Here is a 25,821-nt window from a genome sequence, read left to right on the forward strand (position 1 = left end):
AGCTACAAAAACACTCCACTATAAGCGGAGTGTTTTATATTTAATCTAATCGGAAAACTAAAAACCGTTCATTATTATTTTCTTCATATAAACCAGGAAGGCGAATCTCCTTCCATAATTCAAATACTGTTTGAATTTCGAGAAAGTGACTATATTCTGAGGTTGGATAGTAGAGAATGACATCCACAGATCGAGGATGGTCTTCAACTGACCGTAGGATATTATCTATAACTTTTTGAAAAATTTGCAAAGAAAACGGATTAAAAAGGTAAAATCGATTATCTTCCTTTTCTATGTCATACCCTTCTGCAAATATATGTTCAAACTGAATCGAAGCTCTTGAACTTTTAGCACGCTCCATATATTTAGCTAAGTTCTCCATTGCCTCCTGATAGAGTTGGCCATTCATTTCTACCCCAACCACTGAAGCATGCAAATGGTGATAAACGTAAAATGGGAACCTCCCCTTGCCACATCCAAAATCTACAAAGCGATCTGTTGATTTCCACTCGTCATATTCGTCAAAAAGAATCTCCAATGCGGAATATGGGGTCGCTTCGTATCGATTATAATGAGACGATTGGTGCTGCCATTCTCTTACACCTTCTGTCTTAATACGTAGTAATCTGTCATGATCTTGTTCTTTCACACGTTCCCCCCTAACTCACTCTCCTCCAAACACATGCTGCTGCACCCATGCATTTGTTTTTCCTATTTCACTTTCAACATCTTTTAAAAAGTTAACCGTATAGGGCTCACCTTTTAAAACAGCCGTAGATATAAAGCTAGGATTTTCTAAAGTCATAATTTGTTTACCATTCACATTTTTCTTTAAAACTTCTATTTTAGCAATTCCACCAATATTAGTATACTCGTCTTTTTGACCAGAAAAAAAGTTTCCTAATGAATAAAACACATGTGTTTTATGACCATTTCCCGACAAAATTTGTTCATATGGTTGGATAACGTGGGGATGGTGACCGAATATAATATTTGCACCAGCGTCTGAAATAGACCTGGCTAGCCTTTTCTGTGTATCATTTGCATCTAAATTGTACTCCGCTCCCCAATGGATGCTAACTACAACAAAGTCTACCTTTGCTTTTAATTCCTTTATTTCTTTTATAATTCGAGTTTCCTCTATTCGGTTCACTAAATAGTCCTTACCAACTGGAGTTTCATGACTATTAGTTCCGTAGGTATAACCTAGAAGTCCAAATGATATATTTTCCACTTTGAATACCCGATCTGTCTGTTGGTCTACTTCTGATTTAAAAGCACCGATATATGGCATTTCAGCCTTTTCCATCTGTTGAATTGCTTCTAAGAGTCCCTCTTCGCCTTGGTCAAGTGAATGATTATTAGCTATCGATAACACATCTACACCAATATCTTTTAAATCACTTATAATATGAGGCGGACTAGAAAAGTTTGGGTATCCAGATACTCCAAATGTTCTTCCGGCCGGTAAGGATTCTTGATTTGCTATTAACAAATCTATGGATTCTAATTCCTGCTGTACAGGAGAAAAGGAAGGAGCAAAGTTTGTATAATTGTAAAGAGGTAAATGGAGTAATACATCTCCAATCATCCCGATTTCTATTTTTTCTTCCTCATATTCCATATAAAATGTCGAAAATTGTTTCCCGTGGAACTCTTCATTAAAATGAATAGGTTTCTCTATTTGTAGATTAAAATATAGCAAGATAGAAATAAGAATGACTAGAAAAGCTACTATGGTTTTAATATATACCACCTCCACCTTAATCATTCTCTACAATATCGTTACTTATACCGAAAAATCTTTATATATATTTATTAGGATATTAGCCGCTTTCTATTCTCAGCCCTTTCATAGTATACAAGACAGCCACTTTAATATATATATTTGTAGCTGAAAACTGTAAAGGAAGGTAGAAATGAACGCAGAAAATAGCAAATGGTACAAGTGGCTACCTAATAAAGATCGCCACTTAAGAGTACGAAAGAAAGGTTCAAATAGCTCAAAATCTAACGATAAAGTAGGCGTTGTGCTTCCTGTATACAACCAAGAAAGAGAGTACTTGTTTGAATGTGTACAGGCTATCGAAAACCAAAAATACCGCAACTTTGAGTTAGTAATTGTTATCGATGGCGCAAACGCCCAAACGGTAAAAGCAGTATATGAAGCATCGAAGCTTCTAACGTGTAAATACACTATTATTCACCGCATTTTCAATAAAGGGATCGCACACTCCTTAAATGAGGGCTTTGAAAGACTATTAGATTGTGCCCTACTTACTTGGATATCTAGTGATAATATACAATGGCCAAACTTTCTTGAAAAGTTAGTAGCGACGATGAAGAATGCTACTCCCGATACAGTTTTAGTATACTCACTTTATCATCCTATCGATGAAAAACGAGTATCTCGAGATATAAATAACACTTGGTATCCTGCACTTACTGAAATGATGAAACGACCAAAAGAAGAAATAATGTTAACTTGTTTTATTGGTGCATCCTTTCTTTTCACTAGAGAAGCATATGAACAAGCCGATGGTTATGATCCTAAATATGGACTAGTTTCTGACTATGAGTTTTGGATAAGATTAATGCCTCTTGGTGAATTTCTATTTTTGCCAGAACCTCTTATGGATTATCGTTTAAACGGGAAATATTCATTAACAACAATAACAGCCTCTGAGGAGCTATTTCTCCAAAGTATGTCTGCAAGTATAGACCATAGAAGAAAAAACGGTGATATCCCGAAAGTTACTGTTATTATTACGGCCTGTAACCATGGGAATTATATAAAAAATTGTATACAAAGTGTACTAAATCAAACCTTTTCAAGCTTCCAGGTTGTTGCTATAGACGTTGGTTCTACCGATTCGACTCTAAGTGAAATATACTCTATTCACGATTCTCGAATCATCCCTATTCACATTAGTAAAAGAACCAAGGCGGAAGCTCTCAATATCGGATTACAATATGTTCTTGGTGAATATGTACTAGAGTTAGACGGAGATGATTGGCTTGATCCTTCTTCGTTAGAGATTATGGTAGGTGAAATGCTCTCACTTCCATCGAATGTAGGTTTAGTCTATGCAAATAGACAAGTTTGGTTTGAAGAGAACGGTGGATTGCTTGAAGGGCCAATTTATAAAGGGATTTCTTATAAGGACAAATATGAAGTGTTGGAAAAATTTCAAACGCATTGTCCAAGATTGTATCGTTCATCCACACTTAAAGAATTGAATGGGTGGATAACAACAATCCAAGGAGAGCCTCTGTTAGCAGATGATTTTGCAATGTTCCTTCGTATTGCTGAGGACTTCGAACTTCACTGGGTTGACAAAGACTTATATCATCAACGCAGACATAGTACCAATATAACTATAAAAGAAAAAGAAATATTAAATAACCAATTTCGTATGATTGCTCAAGAATCATTACTTCGCTGGGGGAATGTGTACGAGGCAAATTTTGAAGTAATTGACGGAACAATAACGAAAATCATGCTTGTTCCTACCGGAAAAGAGATGACTCAACGGTGAAGGTATTAATTATTTTTGGTACTCGACCAGAGGGGATAAAATTTGCTCCAATTATACAGGAACTGGTGAGCTCGAAAGAAATGGATTGCATCCTAGTAAATACAGGACAACATCGTGAAATACTCGATCAAGTATTATCATTATTCTCAATTAGACCGCATTACCAACTAAACCTTATGAAACCAAATCAAACACTGGAAGAAATAACAGCTGAAATGATCAAAAAAATTGGAGAAGTATATGAAAAGGAAAACCCTGATTTAGTGTTGGTACTTGGTGATACTGTAACTACTTTTACAGGTGCCTATACAGCATTCTTACATCGCATTCCTGTTGGCCATGTTGAGGCAGGATTGCGTACATTTAATATGTATTCTCCTTTCCCAGAAGAAATGTACCGAAAACTTGTAACGAGTCTTAGTAGCTATCATTTTGCCCCTACGGAAAAGAGTAAAACAAACCTTTTACATGAGGGAATTCCAGAGAACAGCATTTTTGTAGTAGGTAACCCCGTAATAGACGCACTTTTAGATGTTTCAAGTAGACCATATATCTTCCCACCAAATATACAAAAAATAATAGATAACAAGAGACGTATTATTTTAGTTACGACCCATCGGCGCGAAAATTTCATAAAACTCGAGGGAATCTACCTCGCTTTCAAACAGTTATTAGTGGAATTTGAGGATATTGATATCATTTTCCCAGTTCACCCAAATCCGAATGTCAAAAAACAGGTCCAAGATCATTTGATAACAAATAATATAAACTCCCGTATACACCTGATTGAGCCCTTGGACTATGAATGCTTTTCTCATCTTATGAAACTTTGCCACCTTGTAATTACAGATTCCGGAGGCATACAAGAAGAAGCACCTGCACTTAATGTTCCAGTGCTAGTAGTTAGAGAAAGTACAGAACGAATAGAGGGTATCGAAGCCGGAACCTTACAATTAGTTGGGACAGACAAGGAAAAAATTCTAGCCACAACAAGAAAGCTACTTGAATCTCCAAGTGAACACGCAAAAATAGCAAAAATCCCTAATCCTTATGGGGATGGTACCTCTGCAAAACAAATAATTGAATTACTAAAAAACATAGAAAAGAAGTTATGAGTATACCTACTCATACTTTTTTCTATTTACATATGGGATAACAGTGTAATCACAAAAACGAGGCTACATTTAAAAAAGTAGCCTCGTAATGATTAATGAATATTATTTAACTAATAACCCACCTTGTTGTTATATACAACAGTAGACAAGATGGAGGAACAGTCCAAAATTGGCCACCATTTGCAAAGAGCATTTGTTTAACAACATTAATTCTTCTCTAATGTATTCAGTTATTTATATTCTCCTTTCAATAGCAATCTGATTCTAACTAACTAGTTTTTTAAAAAAGGTTAATAATTTCTTGATACTTGTTTTATTAGTGACAATAAGTTTTCTTTTATTTACAATTTGATCTGAAAGAGTATAATGTGGGATGGTACAAAAGAACATTTACTGGGTATAATGGATTGCAGACAGGTGCTGCGGATAGTATATAAACAAGCTTCACTTTATTTGAGAAAATGGGGTGGTATCAAAAATGAACCAAGAACAACAACTGACGCTTGTTGAACATTTAACAGAACTTAGAAAAAGACTTATCATTGTTACATCGACATTTATCCTCTCACTTGCCTTAGGGTTTTGGTTAGCTCCAAAAACGCTTACGTTTTTAAAACAGCAACCAACTGCTATGAATGTGGAGTGGAATGTTTTCGGTTATACAGATGGCTTAATGATCTATGTAAAATGCGCACTAATACTAGCCATCTTAATTACTCTACCAATTGCATTACATCAGATATGGTTATTCGTAAGACCAGGCTTAAATGAGAACGAGGCAAAAGGGACAGGCTATTTTATCCCTGTGTCATTCCTTCTTTTTTTACTCGGGATTAGTTTCAGTTATTACATTCTTTTCCCTTTAATGCTGAATTTCATGTCGAATATTAATGATTCCATTGGTGCTTTAGAGACATACGGGATGAAACAATATTTCACTTTTATGTTTAACTTAGTGATTCCCGTAGGCATAGTATTTGAATTACCGGTTATTATACTTTTTTTAACCAAATTGGGTATAATAACTCCAGATCGACTGAGAAAAATGAGAAAGATATCTTATTTTGTACTAGTTGTTGTAGGAGTTTCCATTACTCCACCAGACTTCATCTCAGATTTCATCATTGTTATTCCATTGCTGCTGCTATTTGAAGTTAGTATCCTTGTTTCCAGCTGGTCTTATAAAAAACAACTTGCGAGACAAGCGCTTGAGGATCAAATTTTAGACAAATAGTTTGAGACACAATAGCCATTGAAAATTTGTACATCACCATATTAGAGGAGGAACTTCCATGCCAAACATTGGAGTACCAGGATTAATCATCATTTTAATAATTGCTTTAATCGTCTTCGGACCATCAAAATTGCCTCAATTAGGTAAAGCAGTCGGTCAAACATTAAAAGAATTTAAAAATTCCACAAAAGACATCGTGGATGATGTAACACAAGAGTTTAAATTAGATGACAAAGATACGGACACTAAAAAGAAAGCATAAGTGTCTATAGAAAAAACCAACTATTCTTTCGAATAGTTGGTTTTTTTGATTTTATCAAGTTGTATTTAAATAGGAGCTGCAACGGGTTTTCCAAAATAATAACCTTGAAATAACTTATAGCCCGTTTCTTTCAGCCATTCAAAATCTTCTCTCTCCTCTATACCTTCTGCTAGAGGAATCGATCCCACTTCTACTGCCTTTTCTAAGAACTTTTGTGCAACTGCTTGTTTATTTAGATCATTGGAAATTCCTTGCACATATTTCATATCTAACTTCATATAATTTGGTTTTATATCTGCCAGCATTTCCATCGTACTATATCCTTCTCCTACATCATCTAGTGCATATTCAAAACCTTTTTCTTTATAAAATGCAAGAATTTTTTTTAAATGCTCTATGTCTTCTACTTTTTCCGTTTCTACCACTTCAAATACTAGTTGAACTGGATCTATACCTAATTCTTCTGCTAATGCAGTCGTAGATTTCAAACAAAATTCAGGTGAATAAATAGAGGTAGGTATAAAGTTAATAAATGCTTTCTTTCCTTTAAGACTTGTTGCATGTTTTACTGCGGTCATTCGACATGCTCGATCTAAAGAGTATAGCCTTCCTCTTGCCTTAGCAGCGGAAAATATTTCATTTGGATAAATCATAGAACCATCTTCCTTTGGAAATCTAGCTAGTAATTCATAAGCAAATACTTGCTCCTCTATATCTACGATTGGTTGATAATGACAAATCATAAGTTGTTTTTTGATAACTTCATCAATCCATTTAACGTCTAATACTTCATCTATTTTTTCCATAGGCTCCCATGGCTGTTTTGAAATTCTGTATGTAATTTGAGAGGCGTCCATATGATCGTGGCTGAAGTCTATAAAATCTCTCACATCTGATTCTTTAACAATAAACGTATTCCCTTTTGCATCTACTAAAATGTCCCGGCGTTTCATATGCTCTAATACACCAGCTAGTAGGGGGATGTTTGAATCTCCTTCTACCTTGAACTCAATTTTTAACTCATTTACTTGGCAATTATTACACTCCAAATTTTACACTCCTTTTATGTTCTAATAGCTTAGAATCTTAAAAAATCCCCTGTTCAGCACTTTGCTTCACAAGGGATAAGCTACTTAGAAATTTTTGAAAAATACTCGTATAACATCTGCCCCACCTATAAATGTCCCAAGCGATCCAAATAAGTTAGTTAATACAACAACAAGTAATACCCTCGTAACTTTGTTTCTCCAAAACCCTTTGATCGTAAAGACATCTTCTGATAACTTTTCAAAATCAGCTATCGTTGGACGTTTGATATATGCTTGGGCAAGCCCAGAAAACCAGCCTGACGCTAAGATAGGATGAAGCGCTGTAACTGGTGCTGTGACAAATGCAGCTAGAATTGCCAATGGGTGTCCTAACGCTACCGCTGCTCCTACTGCAGCCATAGAACCCGTCCATAGAATCCAACTGAGTGCTTGGTCAAAACCAGCAGAAGGATTTGTAAAGAATGTGATCACTATTAGCGCCACAATTAGAATTGGAATAGCCCAACCGATTATTTTAGGAACAATTGACTTAGGCGGAATAGCCGAAAGCTTTGCTAAATCTTGCTCCTTATGAATTTCCTTTGTAATACCAGGGACATGTGCAGCCCCTAAAACGGCTATAATTTTCTTACCTGGTGCTTCCTTAATTTTTTGAGCCAAGTACTGATCACGCTCATCGATTAAAGGTGTTTTTAACTTTGGAAAGGTTTCCGTAAACTCAGCTAGTACAGCATTTAACGTATCCTTTGATTTCATATTCTCCATTTCTTCTTCCGATATTGTATCCTTACTGAAAATACTAAAGAAAACCGAAGTAAGTAATTGAGATTTTCCAGTCCAGCCAAGATTATGCCATATACGTGAAAAAGTAGTTTGAATATTACGGTCCGCTAATACTATCTCAGACCCGTTCTCATTTGCACTTGCAATACCTTGTATCATTTCTTGGCCAGGTTTAATATCAAACTGTTTAGCCATCCGATTTTGGAATGATGAAATCGCCAAGTTCATTAATAATAGAGTAGCTTTCTTATCCTTAATAACCTTAAAGATATCCGTCTGCCTCCACTTATTATTATCTATAATAGATTGGTACCTTTGCTCATCCAATTCAATACAAACAGAATCTGGTTGTTCTCTATCGATAACTTCCTTTACCTGTTCCGCACTCTGTCTTGATACATGTGCTGTACCGATTAATATAATTTCTTTATCGTTGACATATAAACGTGTAATATTTTCCTCGGACATAAACTACTTCCTTCATTTAGTGTATTATCTCTTAGTCAGAACATTAGAGATTCTCTACCTTTCATAATGAAGTAGATTATCTTAAATTTCAACGATGATTCCATTTTATTTTAATTTTTTTGAAAAAATCTTATTTGGTTAGGAAGATCTTCTTCTTGCTAAGCCCGTGAAAAACGTTTCTTCGCATAAACGTAAGTTGCTGCCAGCGCCAAAACTAATACTGTTCCCTTAATAATATCAAATGCATAGTAAGGCAAATTCAAAATTGTTAGCCCGTTAAGTAGGATGCCAATTACCGCTGCTCCAAAAAAAGTGCCTAACGCATTAGGCTTCCCAATTCCTAATACCGAATAGCCCACGAAAACTGCAGCAACCGCCTCCATTAAAAGTGGGGTACCGGCATCAATTTGACCTGACCCGACTCTTGCAGTAAATAATACTCCAGCCAATGAAGCAAAAATACCAGAAATGATGTACGCAATGAACTTCACTTTGCGTGTGTTCACTCCTGACAATATTGCCGCTTCCTCATTGCCACCTGTCATATATAAAATACGACCCCACCGTGTATGATTGAGAACAATATAAGCTACTACAACGAGTATTAACATAATCCAAACAGGTACAGGTAAACCAAGTAATCTACCTTGACCAATCCAAAGAAATGCCTCTGAGAATTGCCCTGGAGCAGTTCCACCCGAAGTAAGGGGCATATTATTGTAAATAGAATAACCTTCTGTATAAGTTCGATGGAAGCCCGCAACGATATACATCGTACTTAATGTTGCTAGCAAATCAGGTATACCTATAATTACAATAAGGAAACTATTCAACAACCCCACTAATACTCCAACTACAATAGGTACAATCAATACAAGCCATAGAGGCATCTCGTACCAAACCATCAGAGAGGCTGTAACAACTGTAGATAGCGACATAGTTGAACCTACACTTAAATCAAAACCTCCTACTACAAGTGTGAAGGTAACTCCCAATGCTAATAGGGTAACGATTGAAATAGATCGCAGAATATCTGTGAAATTTGCATATGTAAAAAAGGCATCGCTTATTGAACTAAAATAAATAATAATACAAATAAGTAACGCAATAGCTCCAAACTTGAACAAAAAATTTGTACCTCGTTCTTGCAACTTATTCCTCTTTACCGCCGCTTGCATAAAGCAAAATCCTTTCCTGGGTCGCTTCTTTCCGTGATAGTTCCTTCACGATATGACCATCATACATAACTAAAATGCGATCAGAAATCCCTAGAACTTCATGAATTTCACTTGAAAAGTAAAGACAACCCTTCCCTTTTTCAGCAAACTCACGAATCATCCTATAAATATCAGTTTTTGCACCAATATCGACGCCTTTTGTTGGCTCGTCGAACAAATAAAGAGAGGAATCAAGCGAAGTCCATTTGCCGATAGCAACCTTTTGCTGATTTCCTCCGCTCAAATACACAAGTGGTGTCTCAGTACTACTTGTTTTAATTTGTAATCGTTTAATAATCTCTTTTGCAAAGGACTTTTCTTTCTTTTTATCCATAAATAAGAGACGAGAAAAATTTTGTAAATTAGGAAAAGACGCATTGGTTCGTAATGATTCTTGAACAAATAGCCCTTCTTTTCGTCTTTCTTCTGGAATAAGAACTAGACCGGCTTTTATCGCGTCTTTGGGATGCTTTATTTTTAAGGTGTTTCCTAGGATTTCCATACTTCCTTCTGTATATGGAGAATATCCGAATAACGTTTTAGCTAACTCTGTTTTCCCCGCCCCTACAAGACCGACAATCCCAACAATTTCTCCTTCAGACACTTGAAAAGAAATATCCCTTACCTTTTCTCCTCTTGATATATTTTTAACACGAAGTAATGTATTTCCTAATACATGTTTACGAGCAGGAAAATCTTTGCTATAAGAAGTTCCTAGCATAGCTTCAACAATCTCTTCTTGGTTAGTCTCAGAAGTATTATAGGTCCCAACTAACGTACCTTCTGCCATAACGGTCATCCGATCGCAAATCTCAAATACTTCTGGTAGTCGATGTGATATGAATATGCACCCTACTCCTGTCGCTTTTAGCTTTTTAATGACTGAAAATAACTTGGTAGATTCATTTAGGGATAGAGGTGCCGTCGGTTCATCGAAGATAATAACCTTTGCAGAACTTACAAGTGCTCGCGCTATCAATACCAACTGTTTTTCTGCTAGAGAGAGCATAAATGCAGGTATTTCTACTGAAATATTGACTACCTGTAACTGCTTCAGGGCATTCCGTGCTTCCCTATTCAGTTTCTTTTTGGAGATGAACATATTAGAACCAGCAACAATCTTATCCAGCAATATATTCTCTGCAACCGAGAGTTCCGCAACGATGGCAGTATCTACCTCTTGATATACACAATAAATTCCAAAATCCTTTGCGACTTTAGGCGAACGTATACGTATTCTTTCTCCTTCTAACAAAATTTCTCCCACATCTTGCTCATACACACCAGAGAGTACTTTCATAAGCGTGCTTTTCCCTGCGCCATTTACCCCAAGTAAAGCGTGAACCTCGCCTTTTTTAAGTTCAAATTCAGCATTTTTCAGAGCATTTACATTTCCAAATGATTTATCTATAGCTTTCATGGAAAGAAAAGGATTCAGCATCGATTGCTCCTTTCTGAAAAAAGCTGTCCCATTAAACAGGACAGCTTAAATTCTTTTAAGTTATCTGTTTTCCTCTAATCCTTTTAATTCATCTGTGTAACCTTGATCACTTGCTCCCCAACCTTCAATATGATCACTGAGTTCATTAGTTGTTACTGTTTCTTTCGGCAATTTAGATGCTTCTACAAAAACTGGTTCTAATACTACTTTTTCTTCTACATTGCCTCCGCTTATTTTTTGATATAAATAACGAACTTGAATACGGCCGATATCCTTAGGATCCACTGCTGCCGAGGCAACCCAGGGACTATTCTCATTTTGAATCATCTGTAAATCTTCATCACTCATATCGATACTATATACTTTAATATCTGTACGTCCCGCTTGCTCTATCGCCCGAACTGCACCTTTGGCAAACTCGTCCCAAGCAGCCCAAACAGCGGTGATTTCACCTTTGTTGGGATACTGCTTTAATACCGCTTCCATTTGTGACTGGGTATCTAAAGCTGTATTTTGCGTTGCTGCACCGAATGTGGCAATTTCTTTTATCCCTGGATTCTCTCCTAGAAAATTCTCATATGCTACTTGTCGTCTTTCCATTGGAGCAAAACCCGCTACCCATATTTTCACGATATTGGCTTTCCCATTTGAATCTTCCGCTAGTTTTTCTAGCGTCATTTGAGCCATTTTTTCATCGCCTTGTTCTAAAGAGGTTACTCCCTCAACTTCTACTCCCGCATCAAATGCGACAACCGGAATTCCCTTTGCAACCGCATTCTCAACTCCTTGGTTCAGTGATTCTTTTGTGCCATGATCTATTAAAATACCGTCAACTCCTTGATTCACAGCGGCATCCAAATTGGACGCCATTTTAGATAAATCTCCTTCAGAAGTAAACACCGTTACTGTTCCACCAAAATTCTCTACTTGCTCCTTTACCCCTTCAATATATTGAGCTGAAAATGTCCCTAAATTTTGTTGCATAACTAATGCAATTTTCTTGCCGGCTAACGGATTTTCTTTAGCCTTGGCATCACCGTTAGAGCTAGATGACTTAGTTGTTTCTCCTTCAGCTTTTGGCTGACATGCAGCGAGTAAAACCGCTATTACTAAAATCGTAAATATTAACCAGTACTTATTTGTTTTCATAATCCTTCTCCTTTTCAATTGAATCGACTATTTGAGTTGAAATATTTTCAAGATAGTTTGGATAAATAATACCTATTTCTGTAATTATGGCAGTGATATATTTAGCTGGTGTCACATCAAAAGCAGGGTTAAATACTTTTGTGTTTGATGGGGTAATAGCTTTGCCGTTAATATTAATAATTTCCTCTACTTTCCTTTCCTCTATTGGAATTTCTTCTCCATTATTTATGGACAAATCGAATGTAGAGGATGGTGCAGCCACATAAAATGGAATCCCAAATACAGATGCAAGAATTGCTAAGTTTAGGGTTCCTATTTTGTTTGCTGTGTCTCCATTTTTTGCTATCCGATCTGCTCCAACGATAATTGCTTCTATTCCCTTTGCGCCTATCGTATGTGCAGCCATACTATCTGTTATGAGCGTAACATCGACACCTGATTGTTGCAGTTCCCATGCTGTTAAACGGGCGCCCTGAAAGACAGGTCGAGTTTCACATGCAAACACTTCAAATTCTTTTCCACGTTCCTTCCCTAGATGAAAAGGAGCCAAAGCAGTACCATACTTAGCGGTGGCTATAGATCCAGCATTACAAATCGTCATTACCTTCGTTTTATCTTCAAGTAGAGAGAGTGCAAACTCGCCGATACTTTGACAGGACTCCTCATCTTCCTTGTGAATTATTTTTGCTTCTTCAATTAGAATCTGCTTTGCATCCGAAACACTATCTATTGGACTCGCTGCTTTCAACAAACGGTCAAGTGCCCAAACCAAGTTGACAGCAGTAGGTCGAGATTCACCCAAGTATGCTGCATCTCTTTTTAAGTATTCTAGAAAATCTATCATTGAATTTGTTTGATAACTCTGCGCCTCAATAGCTAATCCATACGCTGCCGTAATTCCAATGGCTGGAGCTCCACGAACTTTCAGAGTAATAATTGCATCGTGAACTTCTTTCATATTTTCTAGTGTTATATAGATAATTTCATGGGGAAGTTTCTGTTGATCTAAAATTATTAACCGCTTACCTTCCCACTTAATCGATAATGGAACATTCATTATTGAATTTCTCCTAACAGCTCAATTACAGCATCTATTGAGTTTATTTCATGACGACTCACTATTAGTCTTTCTCCAGCTTTAAGCGTTCGTTTTTTGGTTAAAATTCGTTGCTCATGGTTTTCAATACTATCTAAGTCTTTCACATGTGCTAGTCCAATCGTTCTACGAATTAGCTCACAGCCTGCAAACCCTACGGAATCATGGAATATTTTTTCTAGCACAAATGCCTCATAGCCTTCTATACTTTTATATAAATCGGACTCTCCTTTTTTCCAACACTCTGAAAATTTAGCGCAAAATGTGTTCCATGTATTCTGTATATGGGTATGTATAGCATCCCGTTGGTCATCTTGACGCGTAAAGGATTGAACTATTAAGTTCCCCAAAAATAAGCCAATATCAAATCCAATTGGGCCGTAAAATGCAAATTCCGGGTCAATTACTTTCGTTTCCGCTTCACTCGCAAATATACTTCCGGTATGAAGATCCCCATGTAACAAAGCTTCGGCTTCCGTCAAAAAACTTCTTTTTAGCTTGGCTACTTCCAATTTCAACAAGTTGTTATTCCAAATAGCTTCCACTTCTGCTTGTAATGCTGGCTCAAAGTCATTTGTTTCATGATCAAAAAAAGGATCTGTAAAGATTAAGTCTTCTGTGATCTTACATAGCTCGGGGTTAGAAAATTCTACAACAAGTGACTTTTTTTCAAAGGGGTGGAGTGCAAAGTCAGAAGTATTGAAAAGTGTTAAGGCTAGATATTCGCCAATATCGGTTGATAATTTAGGATAGGACTTTCCTTTTATCAAGCCCTCACGAACTATTTCAAGATGAGACAGATCTTCCATGATTGTGATTGCTAAGCTTTCATCAGTTGCATAAACTTTTGGGACTAATCCAACTGCGTATTCTCCATGTTTTTGTAATGCACTAGCTTCGATCTTTGCCCTTTTCAAAGTAAGTGGCCAGCTCTCCCCGATGACCTTTGCATAGGGTAAGGCCTGTTTAATAATAATGCCTTTCTCACCGGATCCATCTGTTACACGGAATACATAATTTAGATTTCCATCACCAATCTCTTCGCAAACTAATGGAGCTTCGCTAGAAAATAATGATAACTCTATCGCCAGTGAAATTACCGTTTCTTTAGTTAATGATTCATATTCTTTCATTACTACTACCGCCATTATGATCGTCCTCTCATTTACAAAATAAAAAACCTCTTTCCAAAAGAAAGAGGCTTAGAATAAGAGATTCTGAACCTCTTATCTCTCAGAAAGTAAACTTTCTGATGGAATTAGCACCGTGCCTTACGGAATTTTACATTCCGGCGCATAAAGCGCCCCGTCTCACAACGGTATTACGGTCGGTTGCTGGGCGTCATCGGGCCATTATCCCTCTGCCTGCTCTTGATAAGAGTGCGGTACAACTATGATGTTTGTTTAGAATCCTAGCATATTAGAAAAAGCTATGTCAATACAATTTTGAATAATGATAATTTTTCAATTTCTTGTTGACAGAATTTTTAATGCATGGAATAATCAATATAATTTATTAAATACAAACTGAATATTTTTTCTTATTTAGAGCAGGTGGAGGGACAAGCCCTATGATACCCGGCAACCGATTCAATTATGAACACGGTGCTAATTCTTGCAGTCAAATGGCTGAGAAATAAGAAGTTGTTAAGCTATTAACCTCTTCTTATTTGAAGAGGTTTTTTATATTATCTGTCTAGCTCTAGCGCCTAGGCACTTACGCTTTTCTAATATTAGGAGTGAAAAAATGAGTGGAATTACTGCGCACTATCAACTATACGGAAAGTCTGGTTCTTTTGAAAAAAAAGCGGATGATATTGCCCTTGGATTGACTATTGGTTCTTGGACCAATTTAGCTTTTTTAGAACAGGAACAGCTAAAAAAACATAAAGGAACTGTACGATCGGTTACTGAATTTGAAAATATTCTTCACCCCATTCATCCGGAAAGAATTAAAGGAGAAATTAAAGTATTCTATCCTGCCGCAAATTTTTCAGCAGATATACCAGCAATTTTAACTACCGTTTTCGGCAAACTATCTTTGGATGGAGAAGTAAAATTATTGGATTTAGAATTTGACACAAATATATTATCCCATTTCCCTGGCCCTCGCTTCGGCATTCAAGGTATCCGAGAAAGATTGGGAGTTTATGAACGTCCACTCATCATGAGTATCTTCAAAGGTGTCATTGGAAGAGATATCGAGTACCTAGCGCAACAACTGAAGCAACAAGCACTTGGTGGAGTTGACCTTGTAAAAGATGACGAAATCCTATTTGACAATCCACTCACTTCTTTTGAAACACGTATCAATACTGGTCGAGAGGTATTAAGACAAGTCTATGAAGAAACTGGTCATCGTACTCTATACGCAGTAAATTTGTCGGGACGTACATTCAAACTAAAGGACAAGGCCAAAAAAGCACGGGAACTTGGAGCAGATGCGCTCTTATTTAATGTTCATGCATACGGTTTAGACGTTCTTCAGGAGTTAGCAGAGGACGAAGAGATTCAATTACCACTCATGGCTCATCCGGCTTATAGCGGAGCATTCACATCCTCAGGATTTTATGGAGTTTCCACGGCACTTGCGCTTGGTAAACTTACCCGCTATGCAGGAGCAGATTTTTCATTATTCCCTTCTCCTTATGGCAGTGTTGCACTTGAAAAATCTGTAGCTCTTTCTTTAGGGAAAGAACTAACAAAGCCTAGTGAAGTAAAACAAAGCTTTCCGGTGCCTTCTGCAGGCATTCACCCTGGTCTCGTACCACTGTTAATGAATGACTATGGAATCGACAGCATCATTAATGCCGGGGGTGGAGTACACGGTCATCCGGCCGGTGCAACCGGAGGAGGTTTGGCTTTTAGACAGGCAGTATCGGCTGTTTTGGAAGGTATTCCATTAGAAGAAGCAGCTAAAACCCATTGTGAATTAAACACAGCACTTGAATTATGGAGGTGATAATATGAGTAATCTTGTAGTTTTTTGTGACTTCGATGGAACTATTACCAATCAGGATAACATTATGGCAATCATGAAAGAGTTTGCTCCACAAGAATGGACATCGATTAAAGATGATATTTTAGGACAACGAATTTCCATACAAGATGGTGTAGCAAAAATGTTCACACTCCTTCCTGTTGAGTCAAAAGATGACATTATCTCTTTTGTGCTTAAGCAGGCAGTCATCCGTGATGGGTTTAGTGAATTTGTCTCCTATGCAAAAAAACACAACATACCACTCTACATCGTAAGTGGCGGCATAGACTTTTTTGTCCACAAGCTACTAGAACCATTCGGGCCATTTGCAGGAGTCTATTGTAATACATCCGAATTTTTCAAGGATACAATTCACATTGAGTTTCCGTATAGCTGTGATGATCGATGTACTAGCCAAGGCTGTGGTTGCTGTAAACCCTCTATTATTCGTACCCTTCTTGACCAAGATGCTGTGAGCGTTGTGATTGGGGATTCCATCACTGATCTTGAAGCAGCAAAATTAGGTAATGTCGTTATTGCGAGGGATTTCTTAATCGAAAAATGCGATGAATTGAATATTCCCTATGAACCTTTTGAGAACTTCCACGATGTGATAAAAATTATTGACGCAAAGTTAGGTGTGGAAGTATGACTTTACAAGATAAATGGGAAGAACTTGCAGACATAAAAGATGAATTAGCCGTACGGGATTGGTTTATGGGGACGAGCGGTAATCTTGCTATTAAAGTACATGATAATCCTATGGAGTTCTTAGTGACAGCAAGCGGAAAAGATAAAAAAAAGAGAACAGCAGAGGATTTTTTACTTGTTGATGCAGATGGAAACCCAGTCGAAAATACACATTTAACTCCATCAGCCGAAACATTATTACACTGTGCAATATATCGCGAAACAAATGCAGGTTGTAGCTTACACATCCATACAGTTGCAAATAACGTTATTTCCGAATTATATGGTGACAAAGGTTCAGTGGATTTTCAAGGTATTGAACTTATTAAAGCTTTTGGAATGTGGGAAGAGGATGCCATACTATCGATACCCATTATCCCTAACTACGCCCATATACCAAAGCTTGCAGAAGAGTTTACACCGTATATTTCTGCAGACAAGGGAGTTATACTCATTCGAAATCACGGAATAACTGTTTGGGGAAAAGATGGATTTGAGGCAAAAAAATTACTTGAAGCTTGCGAATTTTTATTTCAGTATCAATTAGCACTACATCAAATACACTCAAAATAGAAAGGAAGATTGTTAATGGCTATTATTAAAATTCAAGGAACAAATGAAACAATTAAAGAGCAAAAAGAGGTAGCAGCATTTTTAGAGAACCAAGAAGTAATTTATGAGCATTGGGATATTAACAAACTACCAGAAAACCTTCGTGAAAAATTTGACTTAAGCGACGGAGAAAAGCAAGAGATTCTCCAAGCCTTCCAAATTGAAATAGATGATATCTCTAGTCGCCGTGGCTATCAAGCGGCCGATATTATCTCTCTTTCAGATTCGAACCCAAACTTAGACGAACTATTAAAAAATTTCGAACGCAAACACCTTCATACCGACGATGAAGTTCGTTATATTGTAAGTGGTCACGGTGTCTTCATCATACAAGGCAAGGATGAACGCTACTTTGAAGTTCATCTTTCACCTGGTGATTTGATATCTGTGCCTGAGAATATTACACATTACTTCACATTATCAGAGGACCGTAAAGTTGTTGCTGTACGCATATTTGTAACAACAGAGGGGTGGGTCCCAGTTTATCAAGAGGAAGCAGTAGAACAATAGAGGTAAATGCTCTTTGTAGGAATAAGAAAAAAGGAATGCTATACTAACTTTATCTAATAAGAAAGGAGAATGTACAATGATTATTGTAACGAATCGCATCAAAACCAAACCAGGATTTGCAGAAAAAATGGCTCCAAATTTCACAAAACCAAGCCCCCTTCAAGAAATGGAAGGCTTCATCAAAGTAGAGGTCGCTATTACTCAAGGACCAACTGAATATGATGAAATGAATGTAAATATGTACTGGGAGAAAGAAGAAAACTTCCAAGCATGGAAAGACAGTGATCTCTTCAAAGAATCGCATAAACGTCCCGAGTCTGGCTCTCCTGAAGCTTCTAAAGAATCTCCACTTTTAGGTAATGAATTAATCATTTCTAAAGTTGCCGCTTCAATAGAAGCAATTTCCAAAAACTAAAATAAAAGTGGAGGACTCATCTTCTGAGTTCATCCACTTTTTTCATGTCTATTCGGTAAATCCCCTTTATATCTCGTAATATACATCCATTTGTTTCAAAAATCCGTCTCATAGGGGCATTTCCTGTGTCTGTACTCCCTACATATATCTTGGCACCTAATGTTTTCAAAAGCTCTAAAGAAATAGCATGAAATATCTTTCCATATCCTTTTTGACGTTGCTCTGGAACTACCCCAAAGTAAAACATTCTACCTTCTTCTGTCGTGCATTGTTCAATATGAGGAATACTAATACCGTAGTTTCTGCCATTTTGAGAAAAGATAAAACATTGATCTCGCCAATTAGTACCTAATTCAAGTTCTAATGACTCCATTATTTGACTGATAGAAAACAGCTTATTCTTGTTCGCTGAGCCACTCCTACATGCATCATACAATCTAGCAAAATCAGAATCCGTAACTTGACTCTCAGAGAGAGCATCTACTTGAAAATCACTAGTATTTTTAAATGGTCCTTGTAGTGTCTTTGTGTACTCTACAATAGACGACACTTTTTTGAACCGACGCTTTAAAAGCCAATCCTCATTTTCTTCATCCATCAGAAGGGATAGATATGCTACATTTTGTTCTTTCCACTCTGTTAATAATTGATCGAACGCAACTAAATAATCTATATTTGGAATATGGGATACTTTATGTTGATCCACAAGCCAGTATTCTCGTTCTTTTTTTATCAGATTGAAAAGGTCCACCTTTCGATTCCTCCATACTGTTATTAACTTAATGTTCGTTTTAAAAATGTTTTAGTTCTTTCTTCCCTCGGGTTGTTGAAAATTTGTTCTGGAGGTCCCTCCTCAGCAATTACGCCTTTATCCATAAAAACAACCCGATCGGCTACTTCTTTAGCAAACTCCATTTCATGTGTCACTATTAACATTGTAAGTCCCGTACTTGCTAACTCTTTCATCACTTTTAATACCTCTCCAACCATTTCTGGATCCAGTGCGGAGGTAGGTTCATCAAATAACATGACATCCGGTTCCATGGAAAGTGCTCTTGCTATAGCGACACGTTGCTTTTGACCACCTGATAGTTGCTTAGGCTTGGCATTTACATAATGATCCATTCCCACTACTTTTAAGTATTTTAACGCAATCTTTTCGGCATCCTCTTTAGAACGTTTTAATACCTTTACTTGACCTACCATACAATTGTTTAACGCATTATGGTTATTAAATAAGTTGAACTGTTGAAAAACCATTCCTAACTTTTTTCGGTAGGCATGGATATCATGTTTTTCATCTAAAATATTCTCTCCACGATAAATAATTTGACCGCCACTAGGCTTTTCCAACAAATTTATACAACGAAGTAAAGTAGATTTTCCTGATCCAGAGGAACCGATGATGCAAATAACCTCTCCTTTGTTCACTGAAAAATCTATGTCTCTTAAGACCTCATGATTTCCGAAGGATTTACTTAAATGTTGAACTTCGATGACATTTCCCATAGATTTCTCCTCCTTCGTTTAATCGATATTCGCATTATTTTTAGGTAACATAAGTTGCGGTGGCGGCTGACCAATCATACTGTAGTTTTCCGGGCCGTCTAATCTTCTCTCTATATATCGTAATATTAATGTTACTGTAAACGTCATGACGAAATACAAAATACATGCTATAAAGAATGGTTCAAAGTATTTAAAGCTTATACCTGCAACTGTTTTCGCTTGAAAATATAGTTCCGTAACACCTATTACATTCAAGACAGACGTATCTTTAATATTAATGATAAATTGATTTCCTGTTGCTGGTAAAATATTTCGGATGACTTGAGGTAGAACAACACTCCACATTGTTTGAACATGATTCATACCAATTGCTTGTGCAGCTTCGAATTGCCCCTTATCAATGGAAATAACACCGCCCCGTACAATTTCTGCCATATATGCACCCGTGTTGATCGAAACGATGAATATTGCTGCTGTTGTACGGTCCATATCTATCCCAAAAGCAAGCGCAGATCCATAGAATATTACCATGGCCTGTACGATCATCGGAGTTCCTCTAAAAAACTCAATATATGCAGAAAGTATTAGATTTACTACTTTTAACAAAATACGTTTCATTTTTCTTTCAGGTTTAGGAATTGTACGAATAACCCCTGCTAGCAAGCCAATAACTGCACCAAAAATTGTACCAATAATTGATATTAATAATGTCATTCCTGCTCCACGAAGGAACATCGGCCAGTTATTAGTAATCATCGAAATAATATATTCAATGCTCATACATTTCCCTCCTTTCTTAGAAAAGCCGCAGACGCTGCTGGCGTCTGGAGCTAGATAGTTAATAATTAGAAAGCATATATTCCATATAAAAACCGACTGCAAAAAGATGCAGCCGGTATCACTTCACCCTTATTCTGCCGCTGGTTGGTTATTGATAGCAGCATCCATAATTTCTTGTCTTTCTTCTTCAGAAATTTCCGCTAAAATTTTATTAATATCTTCTGTTAAATTACTATCTTTTTTCAAGCCTACTGCTACTGCTGTATCCTCTTCTGCCGCTTTAAATCCATCCGTAAATTCAACCATTGCAAAGTTGGCATTAGCGGAAGAAGCACTAATTCCTTCTGGACGTTCAGACACATAACCATCAATAACTCCAGATTCTAATGCTACACGCATTGCAGAGAAATTATCAGATGCTGGTTGTTTTTGCACATCTTTGATTTGATCAATTACACCATAGTGAGAAGTATTTAACTGACCTGTAATTTTAGCACCACTAAAGTCTTGAATAGAAGTAGCCCCTTCAAAAGCTCCACCTTTTTTCACTACCATAACAAAGTTGGAAGTATAGTAGTTTTCCGAAAAGTCGATTGTTTCTTTACGCTCTTCTGTAGGTGACATTCCCGCTATAATTGCATCAATCTTGTCTGATTGCAATGATGGCACAAGCCCATCCCACTCTGTTTTAACGATAACTAGTTCCTTTCCTAATCCATCCGCAATACGTTTAGCAATTTCCACATCATATCCACCAGCATACTCTGCGTTTCCATCAATCTTCACTCCACCATTGGAATCGTCTAGTTGAGTCCAGTTAAAAGGTGCATAACCTGCTTCTAAGCCTACTGTAAATGTATCAGCCGTATCTTTAGCTGTTGAAGATCCCGAAGTCTCTTTATCAGCCGTTCCACATGCCGCTAATAACAATGTAATAGATACAAATATCGTTAAAAATGCTAATCTTTTTTTCATTCTAATTTCTCCCTTTTTATCAATATATGTTCTTGCCTATAAAAAAAGACAACTTGTACAAAAAAAGACCTGAGATGAACTCAGGTCGCAATATGTATAGTTGCCCAGGTCCTCTACTTTTCCCAAATGAGATAGCACACCATTATAAACCGGGATGTTTATAGTGGACAGTCCTGCAATTATTAACTACAGACCCAGCAAGTAATAACGAGTAATATTACAAACTTCGGCGACATTTCCTTCTCCCTAGCATCGTAGCTTCTCAAACTCCACTAAGGACTGTTAAATATCGCGCCTCTACCTCACTACACTAAGTGAGGTTATATTCAATTATGTTTCATAGTTTACAATACACATATATTTCTGTCAACTACCTCAGTATTAATACTTAGCTAGGTATATGTTATAATTAATGGTGGAAATATAAAAACAATGAGAATTTAGTTATTAATGTGTCTACTTACATTGGTAATTATTTTTTAAAGGAGAATGATATTATGAGATCTGTCCAAACTACAGATCACAAAGTAACAGAACAAATGGACTCAGATTATTCATTAGAAAAGGTACCCCGTAGCCAAAGAAATATGGGTTGGTTAAGTATAACCAATATTACATTCGGCATAGCCACTGCCATTTTTTACTTTCAAATGGGTAGTGTAATGGCTCTGCAATTTGGGGCACTAAATGCTATTATCTCCTCGATTTACGCAATAGTAGTTGCCGGTATATTAGGAACCTTCATTGCTTACTTATCCGCGAAATCTGGTATGAATGTCAATTTATTATCTAGAGGCGGTGGTTTTGGCTATATAGGTGCTTCCCTAACATCGTTCCTCTACGCGACAAACTTTATTATGTATTGTGCATTTGAAGGACTCATTTTAGTATCCGCGGTTCACACCTTCTTCCCTAACCTACAAGAATGGGCATTAATCATTTTCTTCGGTTTTATCGTTATACCTTTAAACTGGTTTGGAATTAAACAACTAGATAAGTTACAAAAGTGGTCTCTACCTATATTTGTAGTTTTCTTAATAACAGCAGTTGTTATATCATTTTATAAACCTTCCGTATTTGAAGGACCTTTTTGGACTTATTTACCTGAGGGCGTTCAAGTTGGAGGACAAGCCTTACTCCTTTGCATAGGTGTTCAACATGGAATAATGGGTCTAACAGCCCTACTAGCATCTGATTATGCTCGTTTTCTAAAACCAAAAGATATTAAAATTGGTTCGGTGGCAATCGGTTTTATTCCACAGATTTTCTGCTTCGGTATTATGGGGGGTCTTGGTATTTGGTTTGGTGTTCGCTTAGGTGAACCAAATCCAGGAGTTTATATTGTAATGCTTCTAGGTATTGGTGGAGCATTATTCACGATGCTAACTCAACTACGTATAAATATTACTAACATATATAGTAGTTCCCTATCGCTATCAAACTTCTTTGAAAACATTTTTAAATTTACACCTGGACGCAGATTTTGGGTGGTTGTAAGTGCAATTACTGCAATAATTCTAATGCTCGGTGGTATTGTAGATCATTTAGATACAGCTATGACATTTCAAGGTGTATTTTTACTATCATGGGCAGCTATATTGGTGACCGATGCATTGGTCGTTAAAAAAGCTTTGAAAATTGGGAATGGTTATTATGAGGCTCGACAAGAATTTCTCTACAAATGGAATCCTGTTGGAGTTGTTTCTTTAATCGTTGCTAGTGGCATAGGTACATTTGCAGCATTAGGTTATATGGGTTCATTTTTACAAAGTACCGCTGCTTTCTTTGCAGCTATTTTAGCAGCAATTCTTACTGTTTTTATAGCAGTATTAACAAAAGGGAAATATTACAATAAAGGTGCTGCCGACGATATCCCCAAAGAGGATTATATTGCATAACAGTAGTTCCCCTTATTCACATTAAAAAAGTAATCCATTTTTGAGTTATTACTCAGGATGGATTACTTTTCACTTCTAGCATTTTCTTAGAAGAAAATTATAGTTAGTGAAAATAAGCTTAGCTTACCTTTAAAAGAATAATTTTAATCTATATTATCAACAGGAACTCAATCCTTCTTGTTACATGTTCACTTTCTTTTTTCTATACTATTGTTAACAACATTTGCTATATTGTGAATGGTATTTTCGAGAGAGTCTATTTTATTTTCAAAGCGATGTAATAAATAAATAGTGACTACAATAGGAAATCCAAAGTTTCCAATTAATTGTACGATGTTTTCCTCCCCAATCATGTGTACCCCCCTTTCCCTTTTATTTACCATTCCCAAACAATTGATATTCCCGTTGAGTAAAACCAATTAAAGTATGACTGTTGTATTGCTAAAACTTACTTGTCCAAAAACAATTTTATCTCACGTTAGTCTTCTTCCTCCTTTTTATTAATATTTTATTTAATTATACTAAATTTTTGTTATATTTAGAATAATTAAAGGTTGGGAAACATTACCTGAGTTCTTCCTTTATTACTATATAACTCAACCTATTTTCCTATTTTAATGAAAATTTACTACTTCTAAATCAATTCGGATAATTATTGTATCAATATTCTACAAATCTCTACAATATAGTAAGTCTTTCTACAATTTAGTAGTCGTTTTTGGTCGAACGATTGAAAAAGGATATTTAGATTATTTCAAGAATTAGTACATTACTAATTCATAAGGGGTGAAGAAAATGAGTAGTATAGGTCATATAATAAAATCAGAAAGAATAGACCAAAGTATGAAACAAACCACATTGGCCAAAGGAATCTGCTCTACATCCTATTTAAGTAAAATAGAAAATAGTTTAACGGTTCCAAGTGAAGAAGTAGTAAATTTATTACTCAAAAAACTAGATATAGAAATAGATCAAGTGTCCAGTGAAAAGGAAAATAAAGTGATTACATCCCTATCCGAATTATACAAAATAGGAGTTTTGAAGAGAGATAAAAACTTTATAAGGGGAGCTTTACAGAAATACACCGACGAAAAACTACACTTTTTACAACTAAATAATTATTACAGTTATCAACTTTACCTCTTCCGTCTACTGTTAATACTAGATGAGAAGAAGGAAAACCTGCAGTCAATCTATAAGGCAATTGTACAAATAAAAGACGAGATAGACGAGAAAACAAAGTTTATTCTTAATTTGAATTTGGGGATTTATAGTTATTTAGAGGGGAATTACCAAGCTGCATTAAACCGGTTAGAACTTTCATTAGGACACTTAAATAAAGGGAGTATTGAAGAATGGGAATTAGCTGATTTCTATAATGTACTTAGTTTAACGTACTCAAAATGTAATGAATTTTTTAATGCAATTAATTACGCTTCCAAATCACTACTTTACTATAAAGATAATCTGTTATTCGAAAGAGCTATTGATAATTACATTGTTATAGGAATTGCCTATAAAAAAATGAGACAATTTCAAGAAGCGGAAAAGAACTATTATTTAGCGGCAAAGCTTGCGAAAGACTATAAATTGATTAACTATGAGGAGGTGATTTACCAAAACCTTGGGTCCTTATATGCCATTCAAGGGTGTCCTGAAAAAGCAATAGAGTTTTATAAGCTTAGTTTAAAAATTAAAGAAGAAGACTGTAATGCGGAAGGATACTTACTAACAACTTTATCTATTATAAAAGAGTATTCCAAGCAATCTGACCATCAACAGGTTCTGCAATGGTGTCAAAAAGGATTAATAAAAATTGCTCAAGAAAAATCATCTACAAAAAATTACTTTGCTTATTTTTACCACCTTGAAATTTATAGTCATTACCTTAACCAAACGGAAGAACTTGAAATGGTATTAACAGAAGCTATAAGTTATTTTGAAAACGAACAAGATGGACGTCATGTTCAAAAGTATTCTATATTATTGGCAGATTACCTTTTTAAACATCACAAGTTTAAAGCAGCAAGTATATATTATCAAAAAGCAAATCAGGTTTTATTTAAACAAAAATTTATTAAGAATTGGGAGGATTTATAA

25 protein-coding genes and 3 riboswitches are annotated in these 25,821 nt (G+C 36.2%); of the genes, 11 read left to right on the plus strand and 14 right to left on the minus strand.

Annotated elements, in window-relative coordinates; all coding sequences use genetic code 11:
* Window positions 1-40 precede the first annotated feature (40 nt).
* Window positions 41-649 carry a class I SAM-dependent methyltransferase gene (locus MHI47_RS19150; RefSeq protein ID WP_340831903.1) on the minus strand — a complete coding sequence of 203 codons (609 nt, stop codon included), beginning with the start codon at window positions 647-649 and terminating at the stop codon, window positions 41-43.
* Window positions 650-664: 15 nt separating this feature from the next.
* Window positions 665-1,756, minus strand: a complete 1,092-nt coding sequence (locus MHI47_RS19155; RefSeq protein WP_340831904.1) for a CapA family protein — start codon at window positions 1,754-1,756, stop codon at window positions 665-667.
* A 163-nt stretch (window positions 1,757-1,919) separates the two neighbouring features.
* Between MHI47_RS19155 and MHI47_RS19160 the strand changes: the two genes are divergently transcribed.
* The 4 genes from MHI47_RS19160 to tatA all read left to right on the plus strand — a co-directional run bounded on the left by MHI47_RS19160 (window position 1,920) and on the right by tatA (window position 6,150).
* Window positions 1,920-3,539 (plus strand): glycosyltransferase family 2 protein, encoded by a 1,620-nt coding sequence (locus tag MHI47_RS19160; protein ID WP_340831905.1) that lies wholly within the window; start codon window positions 1,920-1,922, stop codon window positions 3,537-3,539.
* Window positions 3,536-4,654, plus strand: a complete 1,119-nt coding sequence (gene wecB, locus MHI47_RS19165; protein ID WP_340831907.1) for a non-hydrolyzing UDP-N-acetylglucosamine 2-epimerase — start codon at window positions 3,536-3,538, stop codon at window positions 4,652-4,654. The genes MHI47_RS19160 and wecB overlap by 4 nt, the downstream gene beginning before the upstream one ends.
* Window positions 4,655-5,132: 478 nt before the next feature.
* Window positions 5,133-5,888 carry a twin-arginine translocase subunit TatC gene (gene tatC, locus MHI47_RS19170; protein ID WP_340764195.1) on the plus strand — a complete coding sequence of 252 codons (756 nt, stop codon included), beginning with the start codon at window positions 5,133-5,135 and terminating at the stop codon, window positions 5,886-5,888.
* 58 nt (window positions 5,889-5,946) lie between these two features.
* Entirely contained in the window at window positions 5,947-6,150 is a 204-nt protein-coding gene (gene tatA, locus MHI47_RS19175; RefSeq protein WP_093537949.1) for a twin-arginine translocase TatA/TatE family subunit, read from the plus strand.
* 65 nt (window positions 6,151-6,215) lie between these two features.
* On the opposite strand, the gene MHI47_RS19180 is transcribed toward tatA, so the two are convergent.
* The 7 genes from MHI47_RS19180 to mtnK all read right to left on the minus strand — a co-directional run bounded on the left by MHI47_RS19180 (window position 6,216) and on the right by mtnK (window position 14,501).
* Window positions 6,216-7,199 carry an EAL domain-containing protein gene (locus MHI47_RS19180; protein ID WP_340831908.1) on the minus strand — a complete coding sequence of 328 codons (984 nt, stop codon included), beginning with the start codon at window positions 7,197-7,199 and terminating at the stop codon, window positions 6,216-6,218.
* Window positions 7,200-7,283: 84 nt separating this feature from the next.
* Complete coding sequence (locus MHI47_RS19185; RefSeq protein WP_340831910.1) at window positions 7,284-8,450, minus strand: TraB/GumN family protein; 1,167 nt, start codon at window positions 8,448-8,450, stop codon at window positions 7,284-7,286.
* Between the two features lie 158 nt (window positions 8,451-8,608).
* Window positions 8,609-9,628: an ABC transporter permease gene (locus MHI47_RS19190; RefSeq protein ID WP_093537952.1), complete on the minus strand. Its 1,020-nt coding sequence runs from the start codon at window positions 9,626-9,628 to the stop codon at window positions 8,609-8,611.
* Window positions 9,603-11,108 (minus strand): sugar ABC transporter ATP-binding protein, encoded by a 1,506-nt coding sequence (locus tag MHI47_RS19195; RefSeq protein WP_340764203.1) that lies wholly within the window; start codon window positions 11,106-11,108, stop codon window positions 9,603-9,605. The genes MHI47_RS19190 and MHI47_RS19195 overlap by 26 nt, the downstream gene beginning before the upstream one ends.
* A 60-nt stretch (window positions 11,109-11,168) precedes the next feature.
* Entirely contained in the window at window positions 11,169-12,257 is a 1,089-nt protein-coding gene (locus tag MHI47_RS19200; RefSeq protein ID WP_340764204.1) for a sugar ABC transporter substrate-binding protein, read from the minus strand.
* Window positions 12,244-13,314: an S-methyl-5-thioribose-1-phosphate isomerase gene (gene mtnA, locus MHI47_RS19205; protein ID WP_340831913.1), complete on the minus strand. Its 1,071-nt coding sequence runs from the start codon at window positions 13,312-13,314 to the stop codon at window positions 12,244-12,246. Before mtnA ends, MHI47_RS19200 begins: the two co-directional genes overlap by 14 nt.
* Window positions 13,314-14,501, minus strand: coding sequence for an S-methyl-5-thioribose kinase (gene mtnK / locus MHI47_RS19210; RefSeq protein WP_340831914.1), 1,188 nt, complete (start codon window positions 14,499-14,501; stop codon window positions 13,314-13,316). The genes mtnA and mtnK overlap by 1 nt, the downstream gene beginning before the upstream one ends.
* Before the next feature lie 75 nt (window positions 14,502-14,576).
* A riboswitch (SAM riboswitch) is annotated at window positions 14,577-14,733 on the minus strand.
* 157 nt (window positions 14,734-14,890) lie between these two features.
* Window positions 14,891-14,995: riboswitch (SAM riboswitch) on the plus strand.
* 104 nt (window positions 14,996-15,099) lie between these two features.
* On the opposite strand from mtnK, the gene mtnW reads away from it, so the two are divergent.
* From mtnW to MHI47_RS19235, 5 genes are all read left to right on the plus strand, one after another.
* Window positions 15,100-16,314, plus strand: coding sequence for a 2,3-diketo-5-methylthiopentyl-1-phosphate enolase (mtnW, locus tag MHI47_RS19215; RefSeq protein ID WP_340831915.1), 1,215 nt, complete (start codon window positions 15,100-15,102; stop codon window positions 16,312-16,314).
* A 4-nt stretch (window positions 16,315-16,318) separates the two neighbouring features.
* Window positions 16,319-16,984, plus strand: coding sequence for a 2-hydroxy-3-keto-5-methylthiopentenyl-1-phosphate phosphatase (locus tag MHI47_RS19220; protein ID WP_340831917.1), 666 nt, complete (start codon window positions 16,319-16,321; stop codon window positions 16,982-16,984).
* Window positions 16,981-17,595, plus strand: coding sequence for a methylthioribulose 1-phosphate dehydratase (locus MHI47_RS19225; RefSeq protein ID WP_340764214.1), 615 nt, complete (start codon window positions 16,981-16,983; stop codon window positions 17,593-17,595). The genes MHI47_RS19220 and MHI47_RS19225 overlap by 4 nt, the downstream gene beginning before the upstream one ends.
* A gap of 15 nt (window positions 17,596-17,610) precedes the next feature.
* Window positions 17,611-18,144 carry a 1,2-dihydroxy-3-keto-5-methylthiopentene dioxygenase gene (locus MHI47_RS19230; protein ID WP_340764216.1) on the plus strand — a complete coding sequence of 178 codons (534 nt, stop codon included), beginning with the start codon at window positions 17,611-17,613 and terminating at the stop codon, window positions 18,142-18,144.
* A gap of 76 nt (window positions 18,145-18,220) precedes the next feature.
* Window positions 18,221-18,559, plus strand: a complete 339-nt coding sequence (locus MHI47_RS19235; protein WP_093537961.1) for a heme oxygenase — start codon at window positions 18,221-18,223, stop codon at window positions 18,557-18,559.
* Between the two features lie 16 nt (window positions 18,560-18,575).
* Here the strand turns inward: MHI47_RS19235 and MHI47_RS19240 are convergent, their stop codons facing one another.
* The 4 genes from MHI47_RS19240 to MHI47_RS19255 form a co-directional block, all read right to left on the minus strand.
* Complete coding sequence (locus MHI47_RS19240) at window positions 18,576-19,310, minus strand: hypothetical protein (protein ID WP_340831918.1); 735 nt, start codon at window positions 19,308-19,310, stop codon at window positions 18,576-18,578.
* Between the two features lie 23 nt (window positions 19,311-19,333).
* Window positions 19,334-20,068 (minus strand): amino acid ABC transporter ATP-binding protein, encoded by a 735-nt coding sequence (locus MHI47_RS19245; protein ID WP_340764222.1) that lies wholly within the window; start codon window positions 20,066-20,068, stop codon window positions 19,334-19,336.
* 18 nt (window positions 20,069-20,086) lie between these two features.
* Entirely contained in the window at window positions 20,087-20,848 is a 762-nt protein-coding gene (locus MHI47_RS19250) for an amino acid ABC transporter permease (RefSeq protein ID WP_340764224.1), read from the minus strand.
* 129 nt (window positions 20,849-20,977) lie between these two features.
* A complete protein-coding gene (locus MHI47_RS19255) occupies window positions 20,978-21,823 on the minus strand; it encodes a transporter substrate-binding domain-containing protein (RefSeq protein ID WP_340831920.1) in 846 nt (281 codons plus the stop codon).
* Between the two features lie 124 nt (window positions 21,824-21,947).
* A riboswitch (Lysine riboswitch) is annotated at window positions 21,948-22,131 on the minus strand.
* A gap of 189 nt (window positions 22,132-22,320) precedes the next feature.
* Between MHI47_RS19255 and MHI47_RS19260 the strand changes: the two genes are divergently transcribed.
* Window positions 22,321-23,721 (plus strand): purine-cytosine permease family protein, encoded by a 1,401-nt coding sequence (locus tag MHI47_RS19260; RefSeq protein ID WP_093537966.1) that lies wholly within the window; start codon window positions 22,321-22,323, stop codon window positions 23,719-23,721.
* Between the two features lie 188 nt (window positions 23,722-23,909).
* Here MHI47_RS19260 and MHI47_RS19265 read toward each other — a convergent pair whose 3' ends face one another.
* Complete coding sequence (locus MHI47_RS19265) at window positions 23,910-24,074, minus strand: YvrJ family protein (protein WP_093062371.1); 165 nt, start codon at window positions 24,072-24,074, stop codon at window positions 23,910-23,912.
* Window positions 24,075-24,516: 442 nt separating this feature from the next.
* Here MHI47_RS19265 and MHI47_RS19270 point away from each other — a divergent pair, with 442 nt between their 5' ends.
* Window positions 24,517-25,821: a helix-turn-helix domain-containing protein gene (locus MHI47_RS19270; protein WP_340831922.1), complete on the plus strand. Its 1,305-nt coding sequence runs from the start codon at window positions 24,517-24,519 to the stop codon at window positions 25,819-25,821.

The sequence above is a fragment of the Psychrobacillus sp. FSL H8-0487 genome (assembly GCF_038008385.1).
In the GTDB taxonomy this organism is placed as follows: domain Bacteria; phylum Bacillota; class Bacilli; order Bacillales_A; family Planococcaceae; genus Psychrobacillus; species Psychrobacillus psychrotolerans.

Excerpts from the sequence above, each read along its gene's own strand:
- mtnW (WP_340831915.1), top strand. The coding sequence starts at position 15,100 with ATGAGTGGAATTACTGCGCACTATCAACTATACGGAAAGTCTGGTTCT.
- MHI47_RS19195 (WP_340764203.1), bottom strand. The coding sequence starts at position 11,108 with ATGCTGAATCCTTTTCTTTCCATGAAAGCTATAGATAAATCATTTGGA.
- MHI47_RS19255 (WP_340831920.1), bottom strand. The coding sequence starts at position 21,823 with ATGAAAAAAAGATTAGCATTTTTAACGATATTTGTATCTATTACATTG.
- mtnK (WP_340831914.1), bottom strand. The coding sequence starts at position 14,501 with ATGGCGGTAGTAGTAATGAAAGAATATGAATCATTAACTAAAGAAACG.
- MHI47_RS19220 (WP_340831917.1), top strand. The coding sequence starts at position 16,319 with ATGAGTAATCTTGTAGTTTTTTGTGACTTCGATGGAACTATTACCAAT.
- tatA (WP_093537949.1), top strand. The coding sequence starts at position 5,947 with ATGCCAAACATTGGAGTACCAGGATTAATCATCATTTTAATAATTGCT.
- tatC (WP_340764195.1), top strand. The coding sequence starts at position 5,133 with ATGAACCAAGAACAACAACTGACGCTTGTTGAACATTTAACAGAACTT.
- MHI47_RS19260 (WP_093537966.1), top strand. The coding sequence starts at position 22,321 with ATGAGATCTGTCCAAACTACAGATCACAAAGTAACAGAACAAATGGAC.
- MHI47_RS19230 (WP_340764216.1), top strand. The coding sequence starts at position 17,611 with ATGGCTATTATTAAAATTCAAGGAACAAATGAAACAATTAAAGAGCAA.
- MHI47_RS19200 (WP_340764204.1), bottom strand. The coding sequence starts at position 12,257 with ATGAAAACAAATAAGTACTGGTTAATATTTACGATTTTAGTAATAGCG.
- MHI47_RS19160 (WP_340831905.1), top strand. The coding sequence starts at position 1,920 with ATGAACGCAGAAAATAGCAAATGGTACAAGTGGCTACCTAATAAAGAT.
- MHI47_RS19225 (WP_340764214.1), top strand. The coding sequence starts at position 16,981 with ATGACTTTACAAGATAAATGGGAAGAACTTGCAGACATAAAAGATGAA.
- mtnA (WP_340831913.1), bottom strand. The coding sequence starts at position 13,314 with ATGAATGTTCCATTATCGATTAAGTGGGAAGGTAAGCGGTTAATAATT.
- MHI47_RS19235 (WP_093537961.1), top strand. The coding sequence starts at position 18,221 with ATGATTATTGTAACGAATCGCATCAAAACCAAACCAGGATTTGCAGAA.
- MHI47_RS19265 (WP_093062371.1), bottom strand. The coding sequence starts at position 24,074 with ATGATTGGGGAGGAAAACATCGTACAATTAATTGGAAACTTTGGATTT.
- MHI47_RS19185 (WP_340831910.1), bottom strand. The coding sequence starts at position 8,450 with ATGTCCGAGGAAAATATTACACGTTTATATGTCAACGATAAAGAAATT.
- MHI47_RS19245 (WP_340764222.1), bottom strand. The coding sequence starts at position 20,068 with ATGGGAAATGTCATCGAAGTTCAACATTTAAGTAAATCCTTCGGAAAT.
- MHI47_RS19190 (WP_093537952.1), bottom strand. The coding sequence starts at position 9,628 with ATGCAAGCGGCGGTAAAGAGGAATAAGTTGCAAGAACGAGGTACAAAT.
- MHI47_RS19270 (WP_340831922.1), top strand. The coding sequence starts at position 24,517 with ATGAGTAGTATAGGTCATATAATAAAATCAGAAAGAATAGACCAAAGT.
- MHI47_RS19250 (WP_340764224.1), bottom strand. The coding sequence starts at position 20,848 with ATGAGCATTGAATATATTATTTCGATGATTACTAATAACTGGCCGATG.